The organism is Bradyrhizobium macuxiense (genome assembly GCF_007993935.1).
Taxonomy (GTDB): domain Bacteria; phylum Pseudomonadota; class Alphaproteobacteria; order Rhizobiales; family Xanthobacteraceae; genus Bradyrhizobium; species Bradyrhizobium macuxiense_A.
This window is the reverse complement of sequence record NZ_VITY01000005.1, coordinates 209,622-227,835: the sequence shown is the minus strand read 5'-3', so window position 1 is coordinate 227,835 and position 18,214 is coordinate 209,622. Positions and strand designations below refer to the sequence as shown.

Annotated in this window: 16 protein-coding genes; 4 read left to right on the top strand and 12 right to left on the bottom strand. The window is 65.0% G+C overall.

Annotated features, from left to right (window positions below; genetic code table 11):
* Positions 1 to 169: 169 nt before the first annotated feature.
* Positions 170 to 625, bottom strand: a complete 456-nt coding sequence (locus tag FBZ93_RS15450; RefSeq protein ID WP_146986782.1) for an Lrp/AsnC family transcriptional regulator — start codon at positions 623 to 625, stop codon at positions 170 to 172.
* A 156-nt stretch (positions 626 to 781) separates the two neighbouring features.
* On the opposite strand from FBZ93_RS15450, the gene FBZ93_RS15445 reads away from it, so the two are divergent.
* A complete protein-coding gene (locus FBZ93_RS15445) occupies positions 782 to 4,258 on the top strand; it encodes an indolepyruvate ferredoxin oxidoreductase family protein (protein ID WP_146986781.1) in 3,477 nt (1,158 codons plus the stop codon).
* On the opposite strand, the gene mctP is transcribed toward FBZ93_RS15445, so the two are convergent.
* The 4 genes from mctP to FBZ93_RS15425 all read right to left on the bottom strand — a co-directional run bounded on the left by mctP (position 4,229) and on the right by FBZ93_RS15425 (position 8,283).
* Positions 4,229 to 5,719 (bottom strand): monocarboxylate uptake permease MctP, encoded by a 1,491-nt coding sequence (gene mctP, locus FBZ93_RS15440; RefSeq protein ID WP_146986780.1) that lies wholly within the window; start codon positions 5,717 to 5,719, stop codon positions 4,229 to 4,231. The two genes, FBZ93_RS15445 and mctP, sit on opposite strands and share 30 nt — an antisense overlap.
* A gap of 10 nt (positions 5,720 to 5,729) precedes the next feature.
* Entirely contained in the window at positions 5,730 to 5,915 is a 186-nt protein-coding gene (locus FBZ93_RS15435) for a DUF3311 domain-containing protein (protein ID WP_050628491.1), read from the bottom strand.
* A gap of 147 nt (positions 5,916 to 6,062) precedes the next feature.
* Positions 6,063 to 7,034, bottom strand: a complete 972-nt coding sequence (locus FBZ93_RS15430; RefSeq protein ID WP_146986779.1) for a Bug family tripartite tricarboxylate transporter substrate binding protein — start codon at positions 7,032 to 7,034, stop codon at positions 6,063 to 6,065.
* A gap of 337 nt (positions 7,035 to 7,371) precedes the next feature.
* Entirely contained in the window at positions 7,372 to 8,283 is a 912-nt protein-coding gene (locus tag FBZ93_RS15425) for a LysR family transcriptional regulator (RefSeq protein WP_146986778.1), read from the bottom strand.
* Positions 8,284 to 8,425: 142 nt separating this feature from the next.
* On the opposite strand from FBZ93_RS15425, the gene FBZ93_RS15420 reads away from it, so the two are divergent.
* The 3 genes from FBZ93_RS15420 to FBZ93_RS15410 all read left to right on the top strand — a co-directional run bounded on the left by FBZ93_RS15420 (position 8,426) and on the right by FBZ93_RS15410 (position 12,175).
* Positions 8,426 to 9,574 carry an HlyD family secretion protein gene (locus tag FBZ93_RS15420; protein ID WP_146986777.1) on the top strand — a complete coding sequence of 383 codons (1,149 nt, stop codon included), beginning with the start codon at positions 8,426 to 8,428 and terminating at the stop codon, positions 9,572 to 9,574.
* Between the two features lie 489 nt (positions 9,575 to 10,063).
* Positions 10,064 to 11,680 carry an MDR family MFS transporter gene (locus tag FBZ93_RS15415; protein ID WP_146986776.1) on the top strand — a complete coding sequence of 539 codons (1,617 nt, stop codon included), beginning with the start codon at positions 10,064 to 10,066 and terminating at the stop codon, positions 11,678 to 11,680.
* A gap of 36 nt (positions 11,681 to 11,716) precedes the next feature.
* Positions 11,717 to 12,175 carry a carboxymuconolactone decarboxylase family protein gene (locus FBZ93_RS15410; protein WP_146986775.1) on the top strand — a complete coding sequence of 153 codons (459 nt, stop codon included), beginning with the start codon at positions 11,717 to 11,719 and terminating at the stop codon, positions 12,173 to 12,175.
* A gap of 149 nt (positions 12,176 to 12,324) precedes the next feature.
* On the opposite strand, the gene FBZ93_RS15405 is transcribed toward FBZ93_RS15410, so the two are convergent.
* From FBZ93_RS15405 to FBZ93_RS15375, 7 genes are all read right to left on the bottom strand, one after another.
* Complete coding sequence (locus tag FBZ93_RS15405; protein WP_146986774.1) at positions 12,325 to 13,191, bottom strand: D-amino-acid transaminase; 867 nt, start codon at positions 13,189 to 13,191, stop codon at positions 12,325 to 12,327.
* A gap of 198 nt (positions 13,192 to 13,389) precedes the next feature.
* Positions 13,390 to 14,121, bottom strand: a complete 732-nt coding sequence (locus FBZ93_RS15400; protein ID WP_146986773.1) for an amino acid ABC transporter ATP-binding protein — start codon at positions 14,119 to 14,121, stop codon at positions 13,390 to 13,392.
* A gap of 19 nt (positions 14,122 to 14,140) precedes the next feature.
* Complete coding sequence (locus FBZ93_RS15395; RefSeq protein ID WP_146986772.1) at positions 14,141 to 14,833, bottom strand: amino acid ABC transporter permease; 693 nt, start codon at positions 14,831 to 14,833, stop codon at positions 14,141 to 14,143.
* Positions 14,834 to 14,835: 2 nt separating this feature from the next.
* The gene (locus tag FBZ93_RS15390; protein WP_146986771.1) at positions 14,836 to 15,567 is read right to left on the bottom strand and encodes an amino acid ABC transporter permease; all 732 of its coding nucleotides are present in this window, start codon (positions 15,565 to 15,567) and stop codon (positions 14,836 to 14,838) included.
* A 264-nt stretch (positions 15,568 to 15,831) separates the two neighbouring features.
* A complete protein-coding gene (locus tag FBZ93_RS15385) occupies positions 15,832 to 16,743 on the bottom strand; it encodes an amino acid ABC transporter substrate-binding protein (RefSeq protein ID WP_146986770.1) in 912 nt (303 codons plus the stop codon).
* A 29-nt stretch (positions 16,744 to 16,772) separates the two neighbouring features.
* The gene (locus FBZ93_RS15380) at positions 16,773 to 17,636 is read right to left on the bottom strand and encodes an alpha/beta fold hydrolase (RefSeq protein ID WP_208764015.1); all 864 of its coding nucleotides are present in this window, start codon (positions 17,634 to 17,636) and stop codon (positions 16,773 to 16,775) included.
* Entirely contained in the window at positions 17,633 to 18,049 is a 417-nt protein-coding gene (locus FBZ93_RS15375; RefSeq protein ID WP_146986769.1) for a hypothetical protein, read from the bottom strand. Before FBZ93_RS15375 ends, FBZ93_RS15380 begins: the two co-directional genes overlap by 4 nt.
* Positions 18,050 to 18,214: the final 165 nt, after the last annotated feature.

Below are 18,214 nucleotides of genomic sequence, written 5' to 3'. Positions count from 1 at the left end.
TGCATCAACATCGTCGTCCCGGCGCAGGCCGGGACCCATACTCCGCAGCGGATGTCGTGGACGGGATTTGTCGTTCCAGCTGCACGCAACAATGCGCATTGGTGGTTATGGGTCCCGGCCTGCGCCGGGACGACAGCGCGCTTGTGGCAGGGCCGTCGCGGCATCTCCATCAAAACGGCAGCGCCACGCCGGTCTTGATTTCCTTCAGGATCACGTTGGTGCGGACGTGGCGGATGCCGGGGATGCGGAACATGAACTCGTCGAGGAATTTGTTGTAGGCATCCATGTCGCGCACGACGACGCGCAGATGGTAGTCGGCATCGCCTGTGGTCGCGAAGCATTCCAGCACTTCGCGGCGCTTCGTCACCCGCGCGACGAACTCGTCGACGAACTTCACGTCGTGCCGCTCCAGCGAGACGTGCAGGATCGCCGAGGTCGCAAAGCCCGCGCGCTCCCGCGCGACCAGCGCCGAATAGCCCGAGATGACGCCGGACTCCTCCAGCGCGCGGACCCGGCGCCAGCACGCCGAGGTCGACATCCCGACAGTTTCGGCAAGTTGCTGGTTGGTGGCGCGGCCGTCCTTTTGCAGTTCGGCGAGAATGCGCTCGTCTTGCTCTTCGACCATGTCGAGCCTCCGATTTGGTAGATTTTACCAAATACACCCGACTTCAGCAATCTTCGACCGAATCCAGGGTGCAGGGAGGATACATAGGTAAGACCTACCAGCCCCACGGGCATAGCCTTGTCCAATCAGACATTTCGATTCCTGGAAGGGTCACTCATGGGCCAGATGCCGCTGCTCGACGCCTACCAGCTGTCCGAGCGTTACAGCAGGGAGCGCGGCCGCGTCTTCCTCACCGGCACGCAGGCGATCGTCCGCATCGCGCTCGACCAGATCAGGCGCGACCGCGCGAGCGGACTCAACACCGCGGGCTTCATCTCCGGCTATCGCGGCTCGCCGCTCGGCGGCGTCGATCTCGAACTGTGGAAGATCGGCGCGCTTCTGAAGGAAAGCCGCATCGAATTCCTGCCCGCGGTGAATGAGGACCTCGCGGCGACCGCCGTGCTCGGCTCGCAGCAGGTCGAGACGCAGCGGGATCGCGAGGTCGATGGCGTGTTCGGGCTGTGGTACGGCAAGGGTCCCGGCGTCGATCGCTCCGGCGACGCGCTGAAACACGGCAATGCCTATGGCTCCTCGCCGCATGGCGGCGTGCTTGTCGTCGCCGGCGATGATCATGGCTGCGTGTCGTCCTCGATGCCGCACCAGTCCGATGTCGCCTTCATGAGCTGGTTCATGCCGACGCTGCATCCGGCCGATGTCGGCGAATATCTCGCGTTCGGCGAGTACGGCTACGCGCTGAGCCGGTTTTCCGGCATGTGGGTCGGCTTCAAGGCGATCTCTGAGATCGTCGAGTCCGGCGCCTCGGTCGAACTGCCCGCCCCGCGCCGTTTCATACAGCCGGATTTCGTGCCGCCGCCCGGCGGCCTGCATTATCGCTGGCCGGATTTGCCGGGCCCGCAGATCGAGGAGCGGCTGGAGGCGAAGAAGCACGCGGTCTACGCCTTCGCAAAGGCCAATCCGATCGACCGCCGCATCTACGACATCAGGGACGCGACCTACGGCATCGTCACCACAGGCAAGGCGCATCTCGATCTGATGGAAGCGTTGCGGCTGATCGGGCTGGATGAGACCGCGTGCCGCCGCTTCGGCATCGACATCTACAAGGTCGGCATGGTGTGGCCGCTGGCGCTGCACGATGCGATGGAGTTCGTGACGGGCAAGCGTGAGATCCTGGTGGTCGAGGAGAAGCGCGGCATCATCGAGAGCCAGTTCAAGGAATATTTCTACGACTATCCCGGCGCCAAGCCGGAGCGGATGGTCGGCAAGCATGACGAGCGAGGCGCACGGCTGATCTCCTGGACCGGCGAATTGTCGCCGCGGATGCTGGCCGATGTGCTGGCGCGACGGCTCGATCCGATGTTTTCGGAATTGCAGCTCGCGCGCCGTGTCGCGGCGCTGGTGCCGGAGCAGGATCGGAGCATCGCGGTGCCGGGCGCGACGCGCACGCCGTATTTCTGCTCGGGCTGCCCGCACAACACCTCGACGAAAGTGCCCGACGGCTCCAAGGCGCTGGCCGGGATCGGCTGCCACTTCATGGCGAGCTGGATGGACCGCGAGACCTCGTCGCTGATCCAGATGGGCGGCGAAGGCGTCAACTGGGCGGCGTCCTCGAAATTCACCGGCAATAGCCACGTGTTCCAGAATCTCGGCGAAGGCACATACTATCACTCCGGCTCGATGGCGATCCGGCAGGCGATCGCCGCGAAGGCCAACATCACCTACAAGATCCTGTTCAACGACGCGGTGGCGATGACCGGCGGCCAGCCGGTCGACGGCCCGGTCAGCGTGCAGGCGATCGCGCACTCTGTCCGCGCCGAAGGCGTGTCACGGATTGCGCTGGTGTCGGATGATCCCGCACATTTCTCGCCGGCCGACCTGCCCGCCGGCGTCACGATTCATCCACGCGAGGAGATGGACGCCGTGCAGCGCGAGCTGCGCCAAATCCCCGGCGTCACCGTGCTGATCTATCAGCAGACCTGCGCGACCGAAAAGCGGCGGCGGCGCAAGCGCGGCACGATCAAGGATCCCGCGCGGTTCGCCTATATCAACGACCTCGTCTGCGAGGGCTGCGGCGACTGCTCGGTGGAATCCAATTGCCTCAGCGTCGAGCCGAAGGAGACGTCGTTCGGCCGCAAGCGCAAGATCAACCTGTCGACCTGCAACAAGGATTTTTCCTGCCTCAACGGCTTCTGCCCGAGCTTTGTCACCATCGAGGGCGGCAAGCGGCGGGCCAAGAGCGAAAGCGCGATCGACCCGCTGGCGCGCGCCGCCACCCTGCCGGTGCCGGAGTTCGCGACACTCGACAAGCCCTATGATCTCCTCGTCACCGGCGTCGGCGGCACCGGCGTCATCACAGTCGGCGCATTGATCGCGATGGCCGCGCATCTCGAGGGCCGTGGCGTGTCGGTGCTCGACTTCACCGGCTTCGCGCAGAAATTCGGCCCCGTGCTGAGCTATCTGCGGCTCGCGGCCAAGCCCGACGCGCTGCACCAGGTGCGGATCGACCAGGGCGCGGCCGACGTCCTGATCGGCTGCGATCTCGTGGTGAGTTCGTCGGCCAAGGCCTCCGGCACCTATCGCAAGGGCATGCGCGCGGCGGTCAACATCGCCGAGATGCCGACCGGCGACGTGGTACGCTTCCGCGATGCCGACCTCGCCTCGCCGGTTCGCTTGCGCGCCATCGAGCGGGTGATCGGATCGGGCAACCTCTCCACCATCGACGCCAACGCGCTGGCCGAGCGGCTGCTCGGCGACAGCGTCTTCGCCAACATCATGATGCTCGGCTTCGCCTGGCAGCAAGGCCTCGTGCCGGTGTCGCTGGAGGCGCTGACGCGTGCGATCGAGCTCAACGGCGTCGCCGTCGGGCGCAACAGGCAGGCGCTGGCATGGGGCCGGCTCGCGTTCGCAGATCCGGACTTCCTGCCGAAGGCCGAGCATGCTGCCGTCGGCACGCCTGAGACACTGGAGCAGATGGTCGCGCGCCGCGCCGATTTTCTCACCGGCTATCAGAACGAGGCCTATGCCGCGCGCTACCGAGCCACGGTCGAGCGTGTGCGCCGCGCCGACGCCGCGCTCGGCAGCGAGACATTGACCGACGCCGTGGCCCGGTCGCTGTTCAAGCTGATGGCCTACAAGGACGAATACGAGGTGGCGCGGCTGCATATGCAGGCGGGCTTCCTCGACGAGCTCAAGCGCACATTCGATGGCGACTTCACGGTACGGTATCATCTCGCCCCGCCCTTCCTTCCGGCGCGGCTGGATGCGCGGGGCCGGCCGAAGAAGCGCGCGTTCGGGCAGTGGATCCAGACGCCGCTGCGGTTGCTCGCGCGGTTCAAGGGACTGCGCGGCACGCCGTTCGACGTATTCGGCTACACCGCCGAGCGCCGCGCTGAACGCGAGCTGATCACTTGGTATGAAGCGCTGATCGATACCATGCTCGGCAAGCTCGATGCCGCCCGCCTGCCCGATCTCACAGCGATTGCAAAGGCGCCGATGGAAATCCGCGGCTACGGGCCGGTGAAGGACGCCGCGATCGACAAGACCAAGGCGGAGGTGGCGCGGCTCGTCGCGCTTCTCACCTCCGCCCCAACAGATGCAGGCGACGGCTCAGGCCGCCGCGCCGCGCTTGGCGGGTGAGATCAGGCCGACCACGATGGTCGCAAGCACCGCCACCACGACGTTGAGCAGCAGCGCGCCGAGCCCGACATAGAAGGTGTAGCTGGCATCGCCGAGCGAGATGCTGGCGAGCGGCTTCAACCCGTTGCTCCATGCCGTGTAGGTGCCCCAGCCGATGCCGACGGCCCAGCCGAGCAGCAGGCCCTCGGCACGGAACCAGACGGTGAACAGGCCGAACACCAGCGCCGGCAGCGTCTGCACGATCCAGAGGCCGCCGAGCAGTTGCAGGTCGAGCGCATATTGCGTCGGCAGGAACAGGATGAAGGCCAGCGCACCGACCTTCACCACCAGCGAGGTGATTTTCGCCACCGAGGCCTCACCGGCATGCGAGATGTCCGGATTGACATAAGACTTCCAGACATTGCGGGTGAACAGGTTGGCGGCGCCGATGCTCATCACCGCGGCCGGCACCAGCGCGCCGATCGCGATCGCGGCGAACGCGAAGCCGGCGAACCATTCCGGGAACAGGGTCTTGAACAGCATCGGCACCACGTCGTTCGGCGACGTCACCTTGATGTTAGCGGCATAGGCCATGTAGCCGAGCAGCGCGATCAGACCGAGCAGCAGCGTATAGGCCGGCAGCAGGATCGCGTTCTTGCGGATCGTATCCGCCGACTTCGAGGCGAAGATGCCGGTCAGCGTATGCGGATACATGAAGGCGGCAAGCGCCGAGCCGAGCGCCAGCGTCGCATAGGGCAGATACTGCGAAGGCTTCAGCGTCAGCCCGGTGGCGCCGCCCTTCGCGGTGAAGGCGTCGTTGGCGGCCGAGAACACCGCGCCATAGCCGCCGAGCTTCGAGGGCACCACGACCACGGCCGTCAGCACCACGATGTAGATCATGATGTCCTTGACGAAGGCGATCAGGGCCGGCGCACGCAGGCCGGAGCTATAGGTATAGAGCGCAAGGATCACGAAGGCGGCGATGATCGGCAGCTCACCGCTCAGGCCCATCGCCTTGATCACGACCTCCATGCCGATCAGCTGCAGCGCGATGTAGGGCATGGTCGCGACCAGGCCGGTCAGCGCCACCGCGAGCTCGAGCGCGCGCGAGCCATAGGCACCGTGGACGACGTCCGCCGCGGTGACGTAGCCGTTGGCATGCGCCTTCTTCCACAGCACCGGCATCACGGCGAACACGAAGGGATAGACGATGATGGTGTAGGGCAGCGCGAAGAAGCCGTAGGCGCCGACCGCATAGACCAGCGCGGGCACCGCGATCACGGTGTAGGCGGTGTAGAAATCGCCGCCGACCAGGAACCAGGTGATCCAGGTGCCGAACTGGCGGCCGCCGAGACCCCACTCGTCGAGATGCTCGCTGACCGGGCCGGATTTCCAGCGCGCGGCGAAGAAGCCCATCACGGTGACGAGGGCGAAGAAGAAGACGAAGACGGAGAGCGCCACCCAGGCGATGTGATCGGTCATGGCTGCCCCCTCACCGCTGCTCGTCGGCATCGGGCCGCCGGCTGCGATAGACCAGCCAGATCAGCAGCGAGGAGATCGGCACCCAGGCGAGCTGGTACCAGTAGAAGAAGGGAAAGCCGAACAGCGACGGCTCGGCGAAATTGTAGAACGGCACCCATAGCAAGCCGATGAACGGCAGCAGCAACAGAATCCACATGGTCCTCTCCCAGCCCGGGGCGCGATCCAAACCGGCAGGGTTGCCGGCGTCCCGTCATCAACGACCCCAGGAACCATTCGTTGCGTCTAGAATCACAGTTACGGCATGGCGATGCAAAAAGATGTGATCGCGGTGCCCGGCAGCCGGCTATTCGGCCTTGATGCCGGCGTCCTCAATCACCTTGCGCCAGCGCGCCTCCTCGCCGGCAAAGTAGCGGTCGAGCTCGGCCGGAGGCTGTGCCACCATCACGAGGCCCTCATTGACGCTGAGCTTCCTGAAGGCCTCCGCCTGCACCGCCCTGGCCGCAGACTTGTTGAGACGGTCGATGATCTCAGGCGGCGTGTTCGCAGGTGCGTAAAGGCCGTACCAGGATTCCGCGGCATAGCCGGGCACGCCGGCCTCCGACACCGTCGGCAGTTTCGGGAATGACGCCGAGCGCTCAGCCGAGGTCACGGCGATCGCGCGCAACTGCCCGGCCTCGACCAGCGACGCGCAGCTCGCCACCGTCGTGAACATCACCTGGATCTGGCCGCCCAGCAGGTCGGTGATCCCTGGCGCGGCGCCCTTGTAGGGCACGGTGGTGAGATTGACGCCTGCGAGATGCTTGAACAATTCGCCGGCGAGGTGCGCGGAGGTGCCGGTGCCGTAAGTGCCGTAGGACAGTTTTTCCGGATCGGTCTTCGCGGCCGCGATCAGATCCGCGATCGACTTGATCGGCGAGGACGGATTGACCACCACGACGTTGAACGAGCGCGCCACCAGCGCCACCGGCGCAAGATCCTTGTGCGCGTCGTAGGGCAGCTTGCGGTAGAGGCTGGGATTGACCGCGTTGGCGAAGGTCGCCATCAGCAACGTGTAGCCATCGGGTGGGCTCGCGGCGACGCTCTGCGTGCCGATGATGGTGCCCGCCCCCGGCTTGTTTTCGATGATGACGGTGACGCCGAGATCCTTCTGCATCTCCTGCGCCAGCGTACGCGCGACGACATCGGTGCCGCCGCCCGGCGCGAACGGCACCACGATCTTGACGATGTGGTCGGGATAGTCGGCGCGTGCAGGCGTGTGCGGCAACACGGATGCTGCGAGCGCGAGCAGAAGCGATGCGAGGAGACGAAGCGGCATGGCAGGCCCCGGCGGCAGGCGGTGGGTTCTTGATACACGCAGATGCCATGCAAGGGATGCCGGGCGGTCATGACGGTGGAAGAAGCGTTGCGCTACTAGTCCCGTCATCCTGAGGAGCGCGTAGCGCGTCTCGAAGGATGCACGGCCCGTTCTCTGGCCGATTCATCCTTCGAGACGCCGCTTCGCGGCTCCTCCAGCGACAAAGGCGAAGCCTTTGCGCGGGGATGACGGGTCCATGTTCGTCATTGCGAGCGAAGCGAAGCAATCCATCGTTCCGCATGCGCGGAAGCATGGATTGCTTCGTCGCTTCGCTCCTCGCAATGACGGCAGCAACCGCTCACGAATACGGATTGATCAGCTTCTGCTGCTCGGTGGCGTGGCGCACCAGGAGATCGATGAAGGTGCGGACCTTCGCCGAGAGATGATGGCGGTGCGGATAGATCGCGTTCATCGTCAATTCGACCGGCCGGTATTCAGGCAGCAGCCGCACCAATTGGCCGGACTCCAGCTCGTCGCGGACCAGGAAGCCCGCCGCGAGGAAGACGCCGACGCCGGCGAGCGCGGCGAGCTTCAGCGTCTCGCCGCTGTTGGAGACCAGGTTGCCGGAGACGCGCACCGCGGCCGGCGTGCCCTTGCGATCGGCGAAGCGCCATTCATCGCCATAGGGGTAGTTGGCGTGGCGCATGCAGTTGCGCGCGGACAGATCGGCGAGCTGGTCGGGCTTGCCGTGCTGTTCGATATAGCCGTGGGACGCGCACAGCACGTGACGCCAGGTCGCGATGGTGCGCACGATCAGGCTGGAGTCCGGCGGCGGGGTCATGCGCACCGCGAGATCGTAGTTCTCGTCGATCAGGTCGGCGTTGCGCTCACCGATGGTGAGGTCGACCTTGACCTCGGGATAGGTCGCGAGGAACTCGGCCACCGCCGGCGACAGGAATTGCACCAGATGCGTGTTGGTGAAGATGCGCAGCGTGCCGCGCGGCACCGATTGCTGCGCGCCGGCGACCTCATCGGCCTGCTCGATGTCGGCGAGGATCTGGACGCAGCGGTCGTAATAGGCCTGGCCGACCTCGGTGAGACTGACCTTGCGGGTGGTGCGGTTGAGCAGCCGGGCGCCGAGCCGGTCTTCCAGCGACTGCACGTGGTTGCTCACCATTGTCGTGGACATGTTGAGCCTGCGGCCGGCCGCGGAAAAGCCGCCCGAATCCACGACCCGGACGAACGCGGTCAAACTGGTCAGGCGATCCATGCGGCAAGGTCCGGATTATCAGCGCTGGCTTGATAATGCTTCCAGTTTTATCGGGATTATCACAGCGGGGAGGATATTGCATCTAAAGGGCCGTGACTGGCGCCCTTTCTGGAAGGACGCAATGTTCGGCCAGGAGAAGACCATGTCGACCACCACCTATGTCCCTGAAGAACCGGCCAAAATCGGCCTCCGCCCGTCGCGGGCGACGGTCAAGCGGGTGGGCCTCGGGCTCGCCGCCCTGCTCGGCATCGCAGTCGCCGCCGACTTTGGCTACGACTACCTCACCACCGGCCGCTACCTCGAGACGACCGACGACGCCTATGTGAAGGCGGACTCCACCATCATCGCCCCGAAGGTGTCGGGCTATATCGCGAAGGTGCTGGTCACCGACAACCAGCCGGTGAAGGCCGGCCAGCTGCTGGCCGAGATCGACGACCGCGACTATCGCACCGCGCTCGGCCAGGCCAAGGCCGACGTCAACGCCGCCGAAGCCTCGGTGCGCAATCTCGATGCCCAACTCGAATTGCAGCAGCCGATCATCGACCAGAGCACCGCCGACGTCACCGCCGCCGAGGCCAATCTGAAATTCGCCCAGGAGGAGCAGACCCGCTACGACGGGCTGATGAAGTCTGGCTCCGGCACCATTCAACGCGCGCAACAGACCGACGCGGCGCTGCGCGCCAACACCGCGCAGTTGCAGCACGCGAAGTCGGCGCTGTCGGCGGCACAGCGCAAGGTCGACGTGCTGACCACGCAGCGCGCCCAGGCCGCCGCGCAAGTCGATCGCGCCCGCGCGGTCGAGCAGCAGGCCGAGCTGAACCTGTCCTACGCAGGGATCACCGCGCCGGTCGACGGCACGGTCGGCGCCCGCACGCTGCGCGTCGGGCAATATGTGCAGGCCGGCACGCAGCTGATGGCGGTGGTGCCGCTCGATGCGGTCTATGTGGTCGCCAACTTCAAGGAGACGCAGCTGACCCATGTGCGCAACGGCCAGCCGGTCGAGCTCACCGTCGACAGCTTTCGCGGCACCACGCTGAAGGGCCATGTCGACAGCCTGTCGCCGGCCAGCGGCCTCGAATTCGCGCTGCTGCCGCCCGACAACGCCACCGGCAATTTCACCAAGATCGTGCAGCGCGTGCCGGTGAAGATCGTGCTCGACGATCACAGCCTGACCGGCCTGCTGCGGCCGGGCATGTCGGCGATCCCGACCGTCAACACCAAGGCGACGGTGCTGGCCGAGCGCGAGGAGAAGCGGCGGCTGGCGTCAGCGATGCGGGCGAACGGCGGTTAGCCCAAACATCTCCCGGCCGGCCTGACGCGATCGATCACCGCAACGGTGGTCGATCGCGCTTTACTGTGTTCTCCGCCCCGCTTGCTTCTCCTTCGTGCCGCGCGCACCGGCGGTAGGGCTCCCTCCCCCCTTGCGGGGGAGGGTTGGGGAGAGGGGTGCCGCTTGCTCCCAGGATCGTTGGCTTGCGACGACGCACTGCCAAGAGTGACGCGTATCGCAGGACTGGAAAAGCTCGCGCAAATCTCCGACGCCAGCGCCCGGGGCCACCCCTCTCCCCACCCTCCCCCGCAAGGGGGGAGGGAGCCGATCCAGCGTGCTCACCTCACTCATCGACACACCCACGCAAACCGAACGGCGCGCCAAACCGCAACCGCAGTCGCGGCCACGCGCCCATTATCAATTACGAACGGACAATCCTTCCAGTCTTTCCCGGATTATCGAAACCGGCCGCCTAATACATGTTGAGTGGGTAAGCGAGAGAACCGCCCGATGACCGCGCTCCAGCCCACCGCCAACGCAGCCAACACTGCTCCCCTCACCGCCCCAGCAACACCGGCAACACCCGCGATTCCGGCCAAGACCTGGATCGCGGTGATCGGCTCCACGCTCGGCGCGTTCATGGCGGTGCTCAACATCCAGATCGTCAACGCTTCGCTCGCCGACGTCCAGGGCGCGATCGGCGCCGGGATCGACGACGGCGGCTGGATCTCGACGTCCTATCTGATCGCCGAGATCGTGGTGATCCCGCTGTCTGGCTGGCTCGCGCAGGTGTTCTCGGTGCGGATCTATCTGCTCACCAACGCGTTCCTGTTCCTGGTGTTCTCGGCGGCGTGCGCGCTGGCGCAGGACCTGCCGCAGATGATCGCGCTGCGCGCGGTGCAAGGCTTCACCGGCGGGGTGCTGATCCCGATGGCGTTCACGCTGATCATCACGCTGCTGCCGAAGGCAAAGCAGCCGATCGGGCTGGCGCTGTTCGCGCTGTCGGCGACGTTCGCGCCGGCGATCGGCCCGACCATCGGCGGCTATCTCACCGAGAACTGGGGCTGGCAGTACATCTTCTACGTCAACCTGGTGCCCGGTGCCGTGATGATCGCGATGCTGTACGTCTCGCTCGATCCGAGCCCGATGAAGCTGTCGCTGATCCGCCAGGGCGACTGGCTCGGCATCATCACCATGGCGATCGGCCTCGCCGCGTTGCAGACCGTGCTGGAGGAAGGCAACAAGGACGACTGGCTCGGCTCGCCCTTCATCGTGCGCCTGTCTGTCATCGCGGCGGTCGCGCTGACAGCCTTCCTGATCGTCGAATTCACCGTCGAGAAGCCGCTGCTCAATCTGCGCCTGCTCGCCCGCCGCAATTTCGGCTTCGGCATGCTGGCCAACTTCCTGCTCGGCATCGCGCTGTACGGCTCGGTGTTCATCCTGCCGCAGTATCTGTCGCGCATCCAAAGCTACAATGCCGAGCAGATCGGCATGGTGCTGGCCTGGACCGGGCTGCCGCAACTCCTGCTGATCCCGCTGGTGCCGCGGCTGATGCAGCGCTTCGACCCCCGCATCATCATCAGCGTCGGCTTCGCGCTGTTCGCCGGCTCCAACTTCATGAACATCTTCATGACCAACGACTACGCCACCGAGCAGCTGTTCTGGCCCAACATCGTCCGCGCCATCGGCCAGGCCCTGGTGATGGCCCCGCTGTCGGCGGTTGCAACCGCGGGCATCGAGCTGGAGAACGCGGGCTCGGCCTCCGCTCTGTTCAACATGATGCGCAATCTCGGCGGCGCAGTCGGCATCGCGGTGCTGCAGACGGTCCTGACCAAGCGCGAGCAGTATCACTCCAACGTCCTGATGCAGTCGGTCTCCGTGCTGGAGCAGGCGACGCGCACGCGGATTGAGCAGCTGACGCAGTATTTCATGAACCACGGCATCGCCGATCCGGCGTCGGCCGCCAACCGCGCCATCGGCGCGATCGGCAAGATCGTACAGAAGCAGGCCTACATCCTCGCCTTCAGCGACACCTTCTATCTGCTCGGCGTGGCGCTGATCGTTGCGCTGGCAGCGACACTGTTCCTGAAGAAGCCGGGCCAACTCGCCGGCGGCGGCGCGCACTAGCCTTACTGCCTAAACCCACAACCAAGGAGAACGACCATGAAACCCCGCATGAACTTCTACCAGGCCGCCCCCGAGACCATCAAAGCGCTGGTCGCCGTCGAGAGCCAGATCAATGCGAGCGGCCTCGAGCAATCGCTGATCGAGCTGGTCAAGACCCGCGCCTCCCAGATCAACGGCTGCGCCTATTGCATCAACATGCACACCGAGGATGCCCGCAAGCATGGCGAGACCGAGCAGCGGCTCTATCTGCTCAATGCCTGGCGCGAGTCGCCGCTCTACAGCGAGCGCGAGCGCGCGGCGCTGGCCTGGACCGAGGCGCTGACGCTGGTTTCCGAGACGCACGCGCCCGACGCCGACTATGAGGCGGTGCGCGCCCAGTTCACGGACAGCGAGCTGGTGAACCTGACCACGCTGATCGGCGCCATCAACGCCTGGAACCGGATCGCGATCGGCTTCCGCGCGGTGCATCCGGTGAAGGTGAAGGTGGCGGCGTGAGCAGAGACCGCAACCGTTCTCCGTCATCCCGAGGAGCGCGAAGCGCGTCTCGAAGGATGAACGGCCCCGCTGGTGGCCGTCGACCCTTCGAGGGCCGCTGAAGAGGCGGCCACCTCAGGGTGACGGGACACAGACGTCGCTCCGGCCAATCAAACCGCCGTCGCCTTGGCGAACTCGACATAGATCTCGCGCAGGCGATCGGTGATCGGGCCGACCTTGCCGTTGCCGACGGTCTTGCCGTCGATCGCGACCACGCCCTGCACGAACACCGAGGCGCTGGTGATGAAGGCCTCCTTGGCGGCGAGCGCTTCCTCGACCGTGAAGGCGCGCTCCTCGATGCGGAGCTGACGCTCCTCGGCGAGCTTGACCACGGCATTGCGGGTGCAGCCGGGCAGGATCTCGCTGCCGTTCTGCCGAGTCACGACGACGTCGTCCTGGGTGACGATGAAGGACGAGGACGAGCCGCCTTCGGTCACCTTGCCGTCCTCGATCATCCAGGCCTCACCGGCGCCGGCCGCCGCCGCAGCCTGCTTGGCCAGCACCTGCGCGAGCAGCGCCACGCTCTTGATGTCGCGCCGCTCCCAGCGGATGTCGGGCACCGTGATGACGTTGATGCCGGTCTTGGCCGACGGCGCGTTGATGATGTCCTTTTCCGAGGTGAACATCACCAGGGTCGGCTTGACGTTCGCCTCCGCCTTCGGGAAGGCGAAGTCGCGTCCCTTGTCGGCGCCGCGGGTGACTTCGAGATAGACCATGCCGTTGACGAGGTCGTTGCGCTTGACCAGCTCCTTCTGGATCTCCTCGATCCGCTCCAGCGTCTCGGGGAGCGCAAGCTGGATCTCGCCGACCGAGCGCTTCAGCCGCGCCAGATGCGAGGCGTTGTCGATCAGCTTGCCCTCGAGCACCGCCGCCACCTCGTAGATGCCGTCGGCAAACAGGAAGCCGCGGTCGAACACCGAGACCTTGGCCTCGGAATGCGGCACGTACGAGCCGTTGACGTAAGCGATCTTTTCCACGCGAGTTCTCCTGCGGACGAAGGGGAGTTTCAGGCCTTCGTATACGCAAAATGTTAACGGGGGAAAACCCCTGAGGGGCCCCGTGGCCCTTCCCCGTCATTGCGAGCGCAGCGAAGCAATCCATGGCTCCGCACACGCGGATAGACGGATTGCTTCGTCGCTAGCGCTCCTCGCAATGACGGAGGAAGGTCCGATGCCTCAGTGCTGCAAGATCTTCGACAAAAACTTCTGCGCGCGGTCGCTGCGGGGCGTGCCGAAGAAGTCGGCCTTCTTGGCGTCCTCGACGATCTCGCCGCGGTCCATGAAGATGACGCGGTCCGCGACCTTGTTGGCGAAGCCCATTTCGTGGGTCACCACCATCATGGTCATGCCCTCGCGGGCGAGGTCGACCATGACGTCGAGCACCTCGCTGATCATTTCCGGGTCGAGCGCCGAGGTCGGCTCGTCGAACAGCATCGCGATCGGGTCCATCGCCAGCGCGCGTGCGATCGCGACGCGCTGCTGCTGACCGCCGGACAATTCGGCGGGAAACTTCTTGGCATGATCCTTCAGCCCGACGCGATCCAGCAGCTTCATGCCCTTGGCGGTGGCATCCTCAGACTTGCGGCCCAAGACCTTCTCCTGCGCGAGGCGGAGATTGTCGATGATGCGCAGATGCGGGAACAGCTCGAAGTGCTGGAACACCATGCCGACACGCGAGCGCAGCTTCGGCAGGTCGGTCTTGGGATCGTTGACCTTGACACCGTCGAGCACGATGTCGCCGCCCTGGATCGGCTCCAGCGCGTTGACGCATTTGATCAGGGTGGACTTGCCCGAGCCGGACGGGCCGCAGACCACCACCACCTCGCCCTTGGCGACGCTGGTGGTGCAGTCCTTCAGCACCTGGAAGGTCGGCCCGTACCATTTATTGACGTGATTGATCTCGATCATGATGGCTCAGCTTGTTTGTTCAGCGAACAATGGCGATGCGCGACTGCAGGCGGCGGACACCAAACGACGCGACACAGGAAACGACGAAGTAGACCAGCGCGGCGAACAGGTACATTTCGACCAGACGGCCGTCACGCTGCGCGACCTTGCTGGCGGCGCCGAGGAAGTCCGGGATCGACAGCACGTAGACCAGCGAGGTGTCCTGGAACAGCACGATGGTCTGGGTCAGCAGCACCGGCAACATGTTGCGGAACGCCTGCGGCAGCACGACGTAGCGCATCGACTGCGCATAGGTCAGGCCAAGCGCGCTGGCCGCAGCCGGCTGGCCCTTCGAGATCGACTGGATGCCGGCGCGCATGATCTCGGAGAAATAGGCCGCCTCGAAGGCGATGAAGGTGATCAGCGAGGAGGCGAAGGCGCCGACGGTGATCGGCCGCGACGCGCCGGTCACCCACTGCCCGATATAGGGCACCAGGAAGTAGAACCAGAAGATCACCAGCACCAGCGGCAGCGAGCGGATGAAGTCGACATAGAAGCCGGCGATGCGCCCGAGCACCTTGTAGCTCGACAACCGCATCAACGCGATCAGGGTGCCGAACACCAGGCCGCCGAACGCGGCCAGCGCCGTCAGAGTCAGCGTGAAGCGCATGCCCTCCAGGAACAGATAGGGCAGCGCGCGGCGGATGACGTCGAAATCGAAATTGCCGAGCATGGTCATTTGCCCGTGATGTAGCCGGGGATCGCGACATAGCGCTCGAGGAAGCGCATCGCGGTGACCACGACGAAATTGAGGAGAAGATAGAGCACCGTTGCCGCCGTGAAGGCCTCGAACACCTGGAACGAGAACTCCTGCATCGAGCGCGCCTCGCCGGTCAATTCGATCAAGCCGATGGTGATGGCGACCGCGCTGTTCTTGATGGTGTTGAGGAACTCGGAGGTCAGCGGCGGCAGGATGATGCGAAACGCCATCGGCAGCAGCACGTAGCGATAGGTCTGCACCGTGGTGAGGCCGAGCGCGGTCGAGGCTTGCTTCTGCCCGCGCGGCAGCGAGGTGATGCCGGCCTGCAACTGCACGGCGACGCGCGCCGACATGAACAGGCCGACGCCGATCGCCGCGGTCCAGAACGGCGCGTTCGGCAACTGCTTCAGCCACAGCCCGGCGGATCTCGGCAGCAATTCCGGCAGCACGAAGAACCACAGGAACAGCTGCACCAGGAGCGGCATGTTGCGGAAGAATTCGACCCAGCAAAAGCCGATCCACGACGCGGTCCGCGACGGCAGCGTGCGCAGCACGCCGATCACCGAGCCGGACACCAGCGCGATGATCCAGGCGAGCACCGACACCTTGACGGTGACCACCAGTCCCGACAGCAGCAGGTCGAGATAGGTGCCGGTCCCCATCGGGTTCGGCTCAAGAAAGATGTGCCAGTTCCAATTATAGTTCACAGGTCCCCCACGCGGCCGCGCCGGTCACGCTTGACGGCAACGTCTGCGCATCCAAACGCGATGCGCAGACGATATGCAAATGTCCGGCCATTCTCCTCCAAAAATGGCCGGACACGCTTGGTTCAACAAGCCCGCCCCTGAGAGGCTGGCCTATCCCCGTCATTGCGAGGAGCGACAGCGACGAAGCAATCCATGTTTCCGTACGCTCGGTGGCAATGGATTGCTTCGCTCCGCTCGCAATGACGCGGAAGGAGTTGGACTCCCTTACTTGTACGAATCCGGATCCGGCGAGTCCGACGGCTTGGCGAATTCGTGCTTCAGCTCCGGCCCGAGCTCGACGTTGAGGGTCAGGCCCTTCGGCGGAATCTTCTGCATGAACCACTTGTCGTAGATCTTCTCGCCTTCGCCGCTGGTGTAGAGCGCCGCGGTGGCGGCATCGACGACCTTCTTGAACTGCACGTCATCCTTGCGCAGCATGATGCCGTAGGGCTCCGGCTTGGAGAACGCATCCTTGGAGATGACGTAGTCGCCCGGCGACTTCGAGCCGGCGACGAGGCTCGCGAGCAGGATGTCGTCCATCACGAAGGCGACCGCGCGGTCGGTCTCGACCATCAGGAAGGCTTCGGCGTGATCCTTGGCCGGAATGATGTTGGCGCCGAGGCCGCGCGCGACGTTGGCTTCGGTGAGCTGCTTGATGTTGGTGGTGCCGGCGGTCGAGACCACCGTCTTGCCCTTCAGGTCGTCGATCGACTTCAGCCCGCTCGACTTCTTGAAGACGTAGCGGCTGGCGGTCAGGAAGTGGGTGTTGGTGAACCAGACCTGCTTCTGGCGCTCGGCATTGTTGGTGGTCGAGCCGCATTCGAGATCGACGGTGCCGTTGGCCATCAGCGGGATACGGGTTGCCGAGGTCACCGGGTTGAGCTTGACCTCGAGCTTGTCGAGCTTCAGCTCCTTCTTCACGGCGTCGACGATCTTGTAGCAGATGTCCATGGCGTAGCCGATGGGCTTCTGGTTGTCGTCGAGATAGGAGAACGGGATCGAGGAATCGCGGAAGCCGAGCGTGATCGCGCCGGTGTCCTTGATGTTCTTCAGCGTCCCGGTCAGCTCCTCGGCCTGCGCCTGGCTCGCGCCGAGCGCGGCGACGAGCGCGAAGCCGATGAGATATTTGCGTGTCATACGTCTACTCCTTCGTGGAAACGATCGGTTTACTGCGTGAGAATGTCGGCGAGGACGGGTGCGATGTAGCGGCGAAACTGTTCCGGATTCTCGCTCATCGGAAAATGACCGAGCTGCTCCATGATCGTGACGCTGGCGCCCCCTATAGCCGCTGCTGTCCGCCTCGTGTCCTCGGGCGTGCAGGAGAAATCATACTCGCCCGTGAGCAAATACAGCTTGCATACTTTAGTATCGATTGACGCGACCCGACCGCGCAGATCGCCATCGACACGGTAGAAATACAGGTCGCCCTTGAACACGCCGGGGCCGCCCTGCTTATAGCCCCACAGCGTTTCCATCCGCGCAGCTTCGGGGCTCTGCGGCGCAATCAGCCCCGACACCAGCGCCGCGCAGACTTCGCCGCCGTGAACGTCCGGACGGTTCAGCCAATCGGTGTCATACCACGGCGCCTGGAAATCGGCAGCCTCGAGCCCGATCAGCGCGCGGAACTCGGCGGCATATTCGATCGCAAGGTTGAGCACAATACGGCCGCCGATCGAGCAGCCCATCACGACCGGCTTCTCCAGCGCAAGCGCGTGGCAGAAGGCGCGGATGGTCTCGGTGTAGCGCGCGGTGGTGAGTTGGTATTCATCGCCGGTCCAGCTTTTCGGCGGATTCGACTTGCCATGCCAGGGCATATCGAAGGCAATGACGCGGAAATTTTCGGCAAATTGCGCATCCGCGAGCAGATGCCGCCACTGCCGCGCGTCGGATCCCGCGGTGTGCAGGCAGACCAGCGGAATGCCTGCACCGTTTTCCTCGAAATAGATGCGGTGCAGTTCGCCGCCGATCTCGACGTGAACGTAGCGGCCGACCATCGGCTCGATCGTGCCGTTCATGATGGTGCCGCTCATGAGCTGACCGCCGCGAAATGCTGCCGCGGCAGCGCCAGCAGGTCCTTGAAGTATTGCAGATGCGCCATGAAGGGATGCAGGTCGCCTTCCAGCACGGCTTCGCCGCGCTTGGTCAGCGCCAGCAAATCGTGCCAGCCGGGTTTCGGCTCGGCCTGCCAATAGGCGGCCCAAGCCTGCGGCGTCGCGCGATAGGCAAAGCGCCACGAGCGCATCAGGACCGGCGAAGGCACGAGCTCGACGATGCGCCCGGTGCGGATCGCGGCATGAAACGGCCGCGCCATCGGGCCGATCAGGCAGTCGCAATCGAGCAGCCGGCCGCGCGAGACCAGCCGAGGCGCCTGGTCGAGCAATGCGGGAAGGCCGGCAAACGCCGTCGTCACAGCGTCGTCGGTGGCGTCAGGCGATAGCGTCATCTTGTTGGGCAGGTTTCCTCGGCGAGCGCGGCCATGATGACGGCAACCGCCCGTTCTCGCAAGCCGCTGACGCCCTTGGGTTCCTCAGATTAATCGCTTGATTAAACCGACCCGCCCGGTCAGCGCGCAGGCCGCAACGCCCAAAGGCCCTGCTGCCAGGAACTG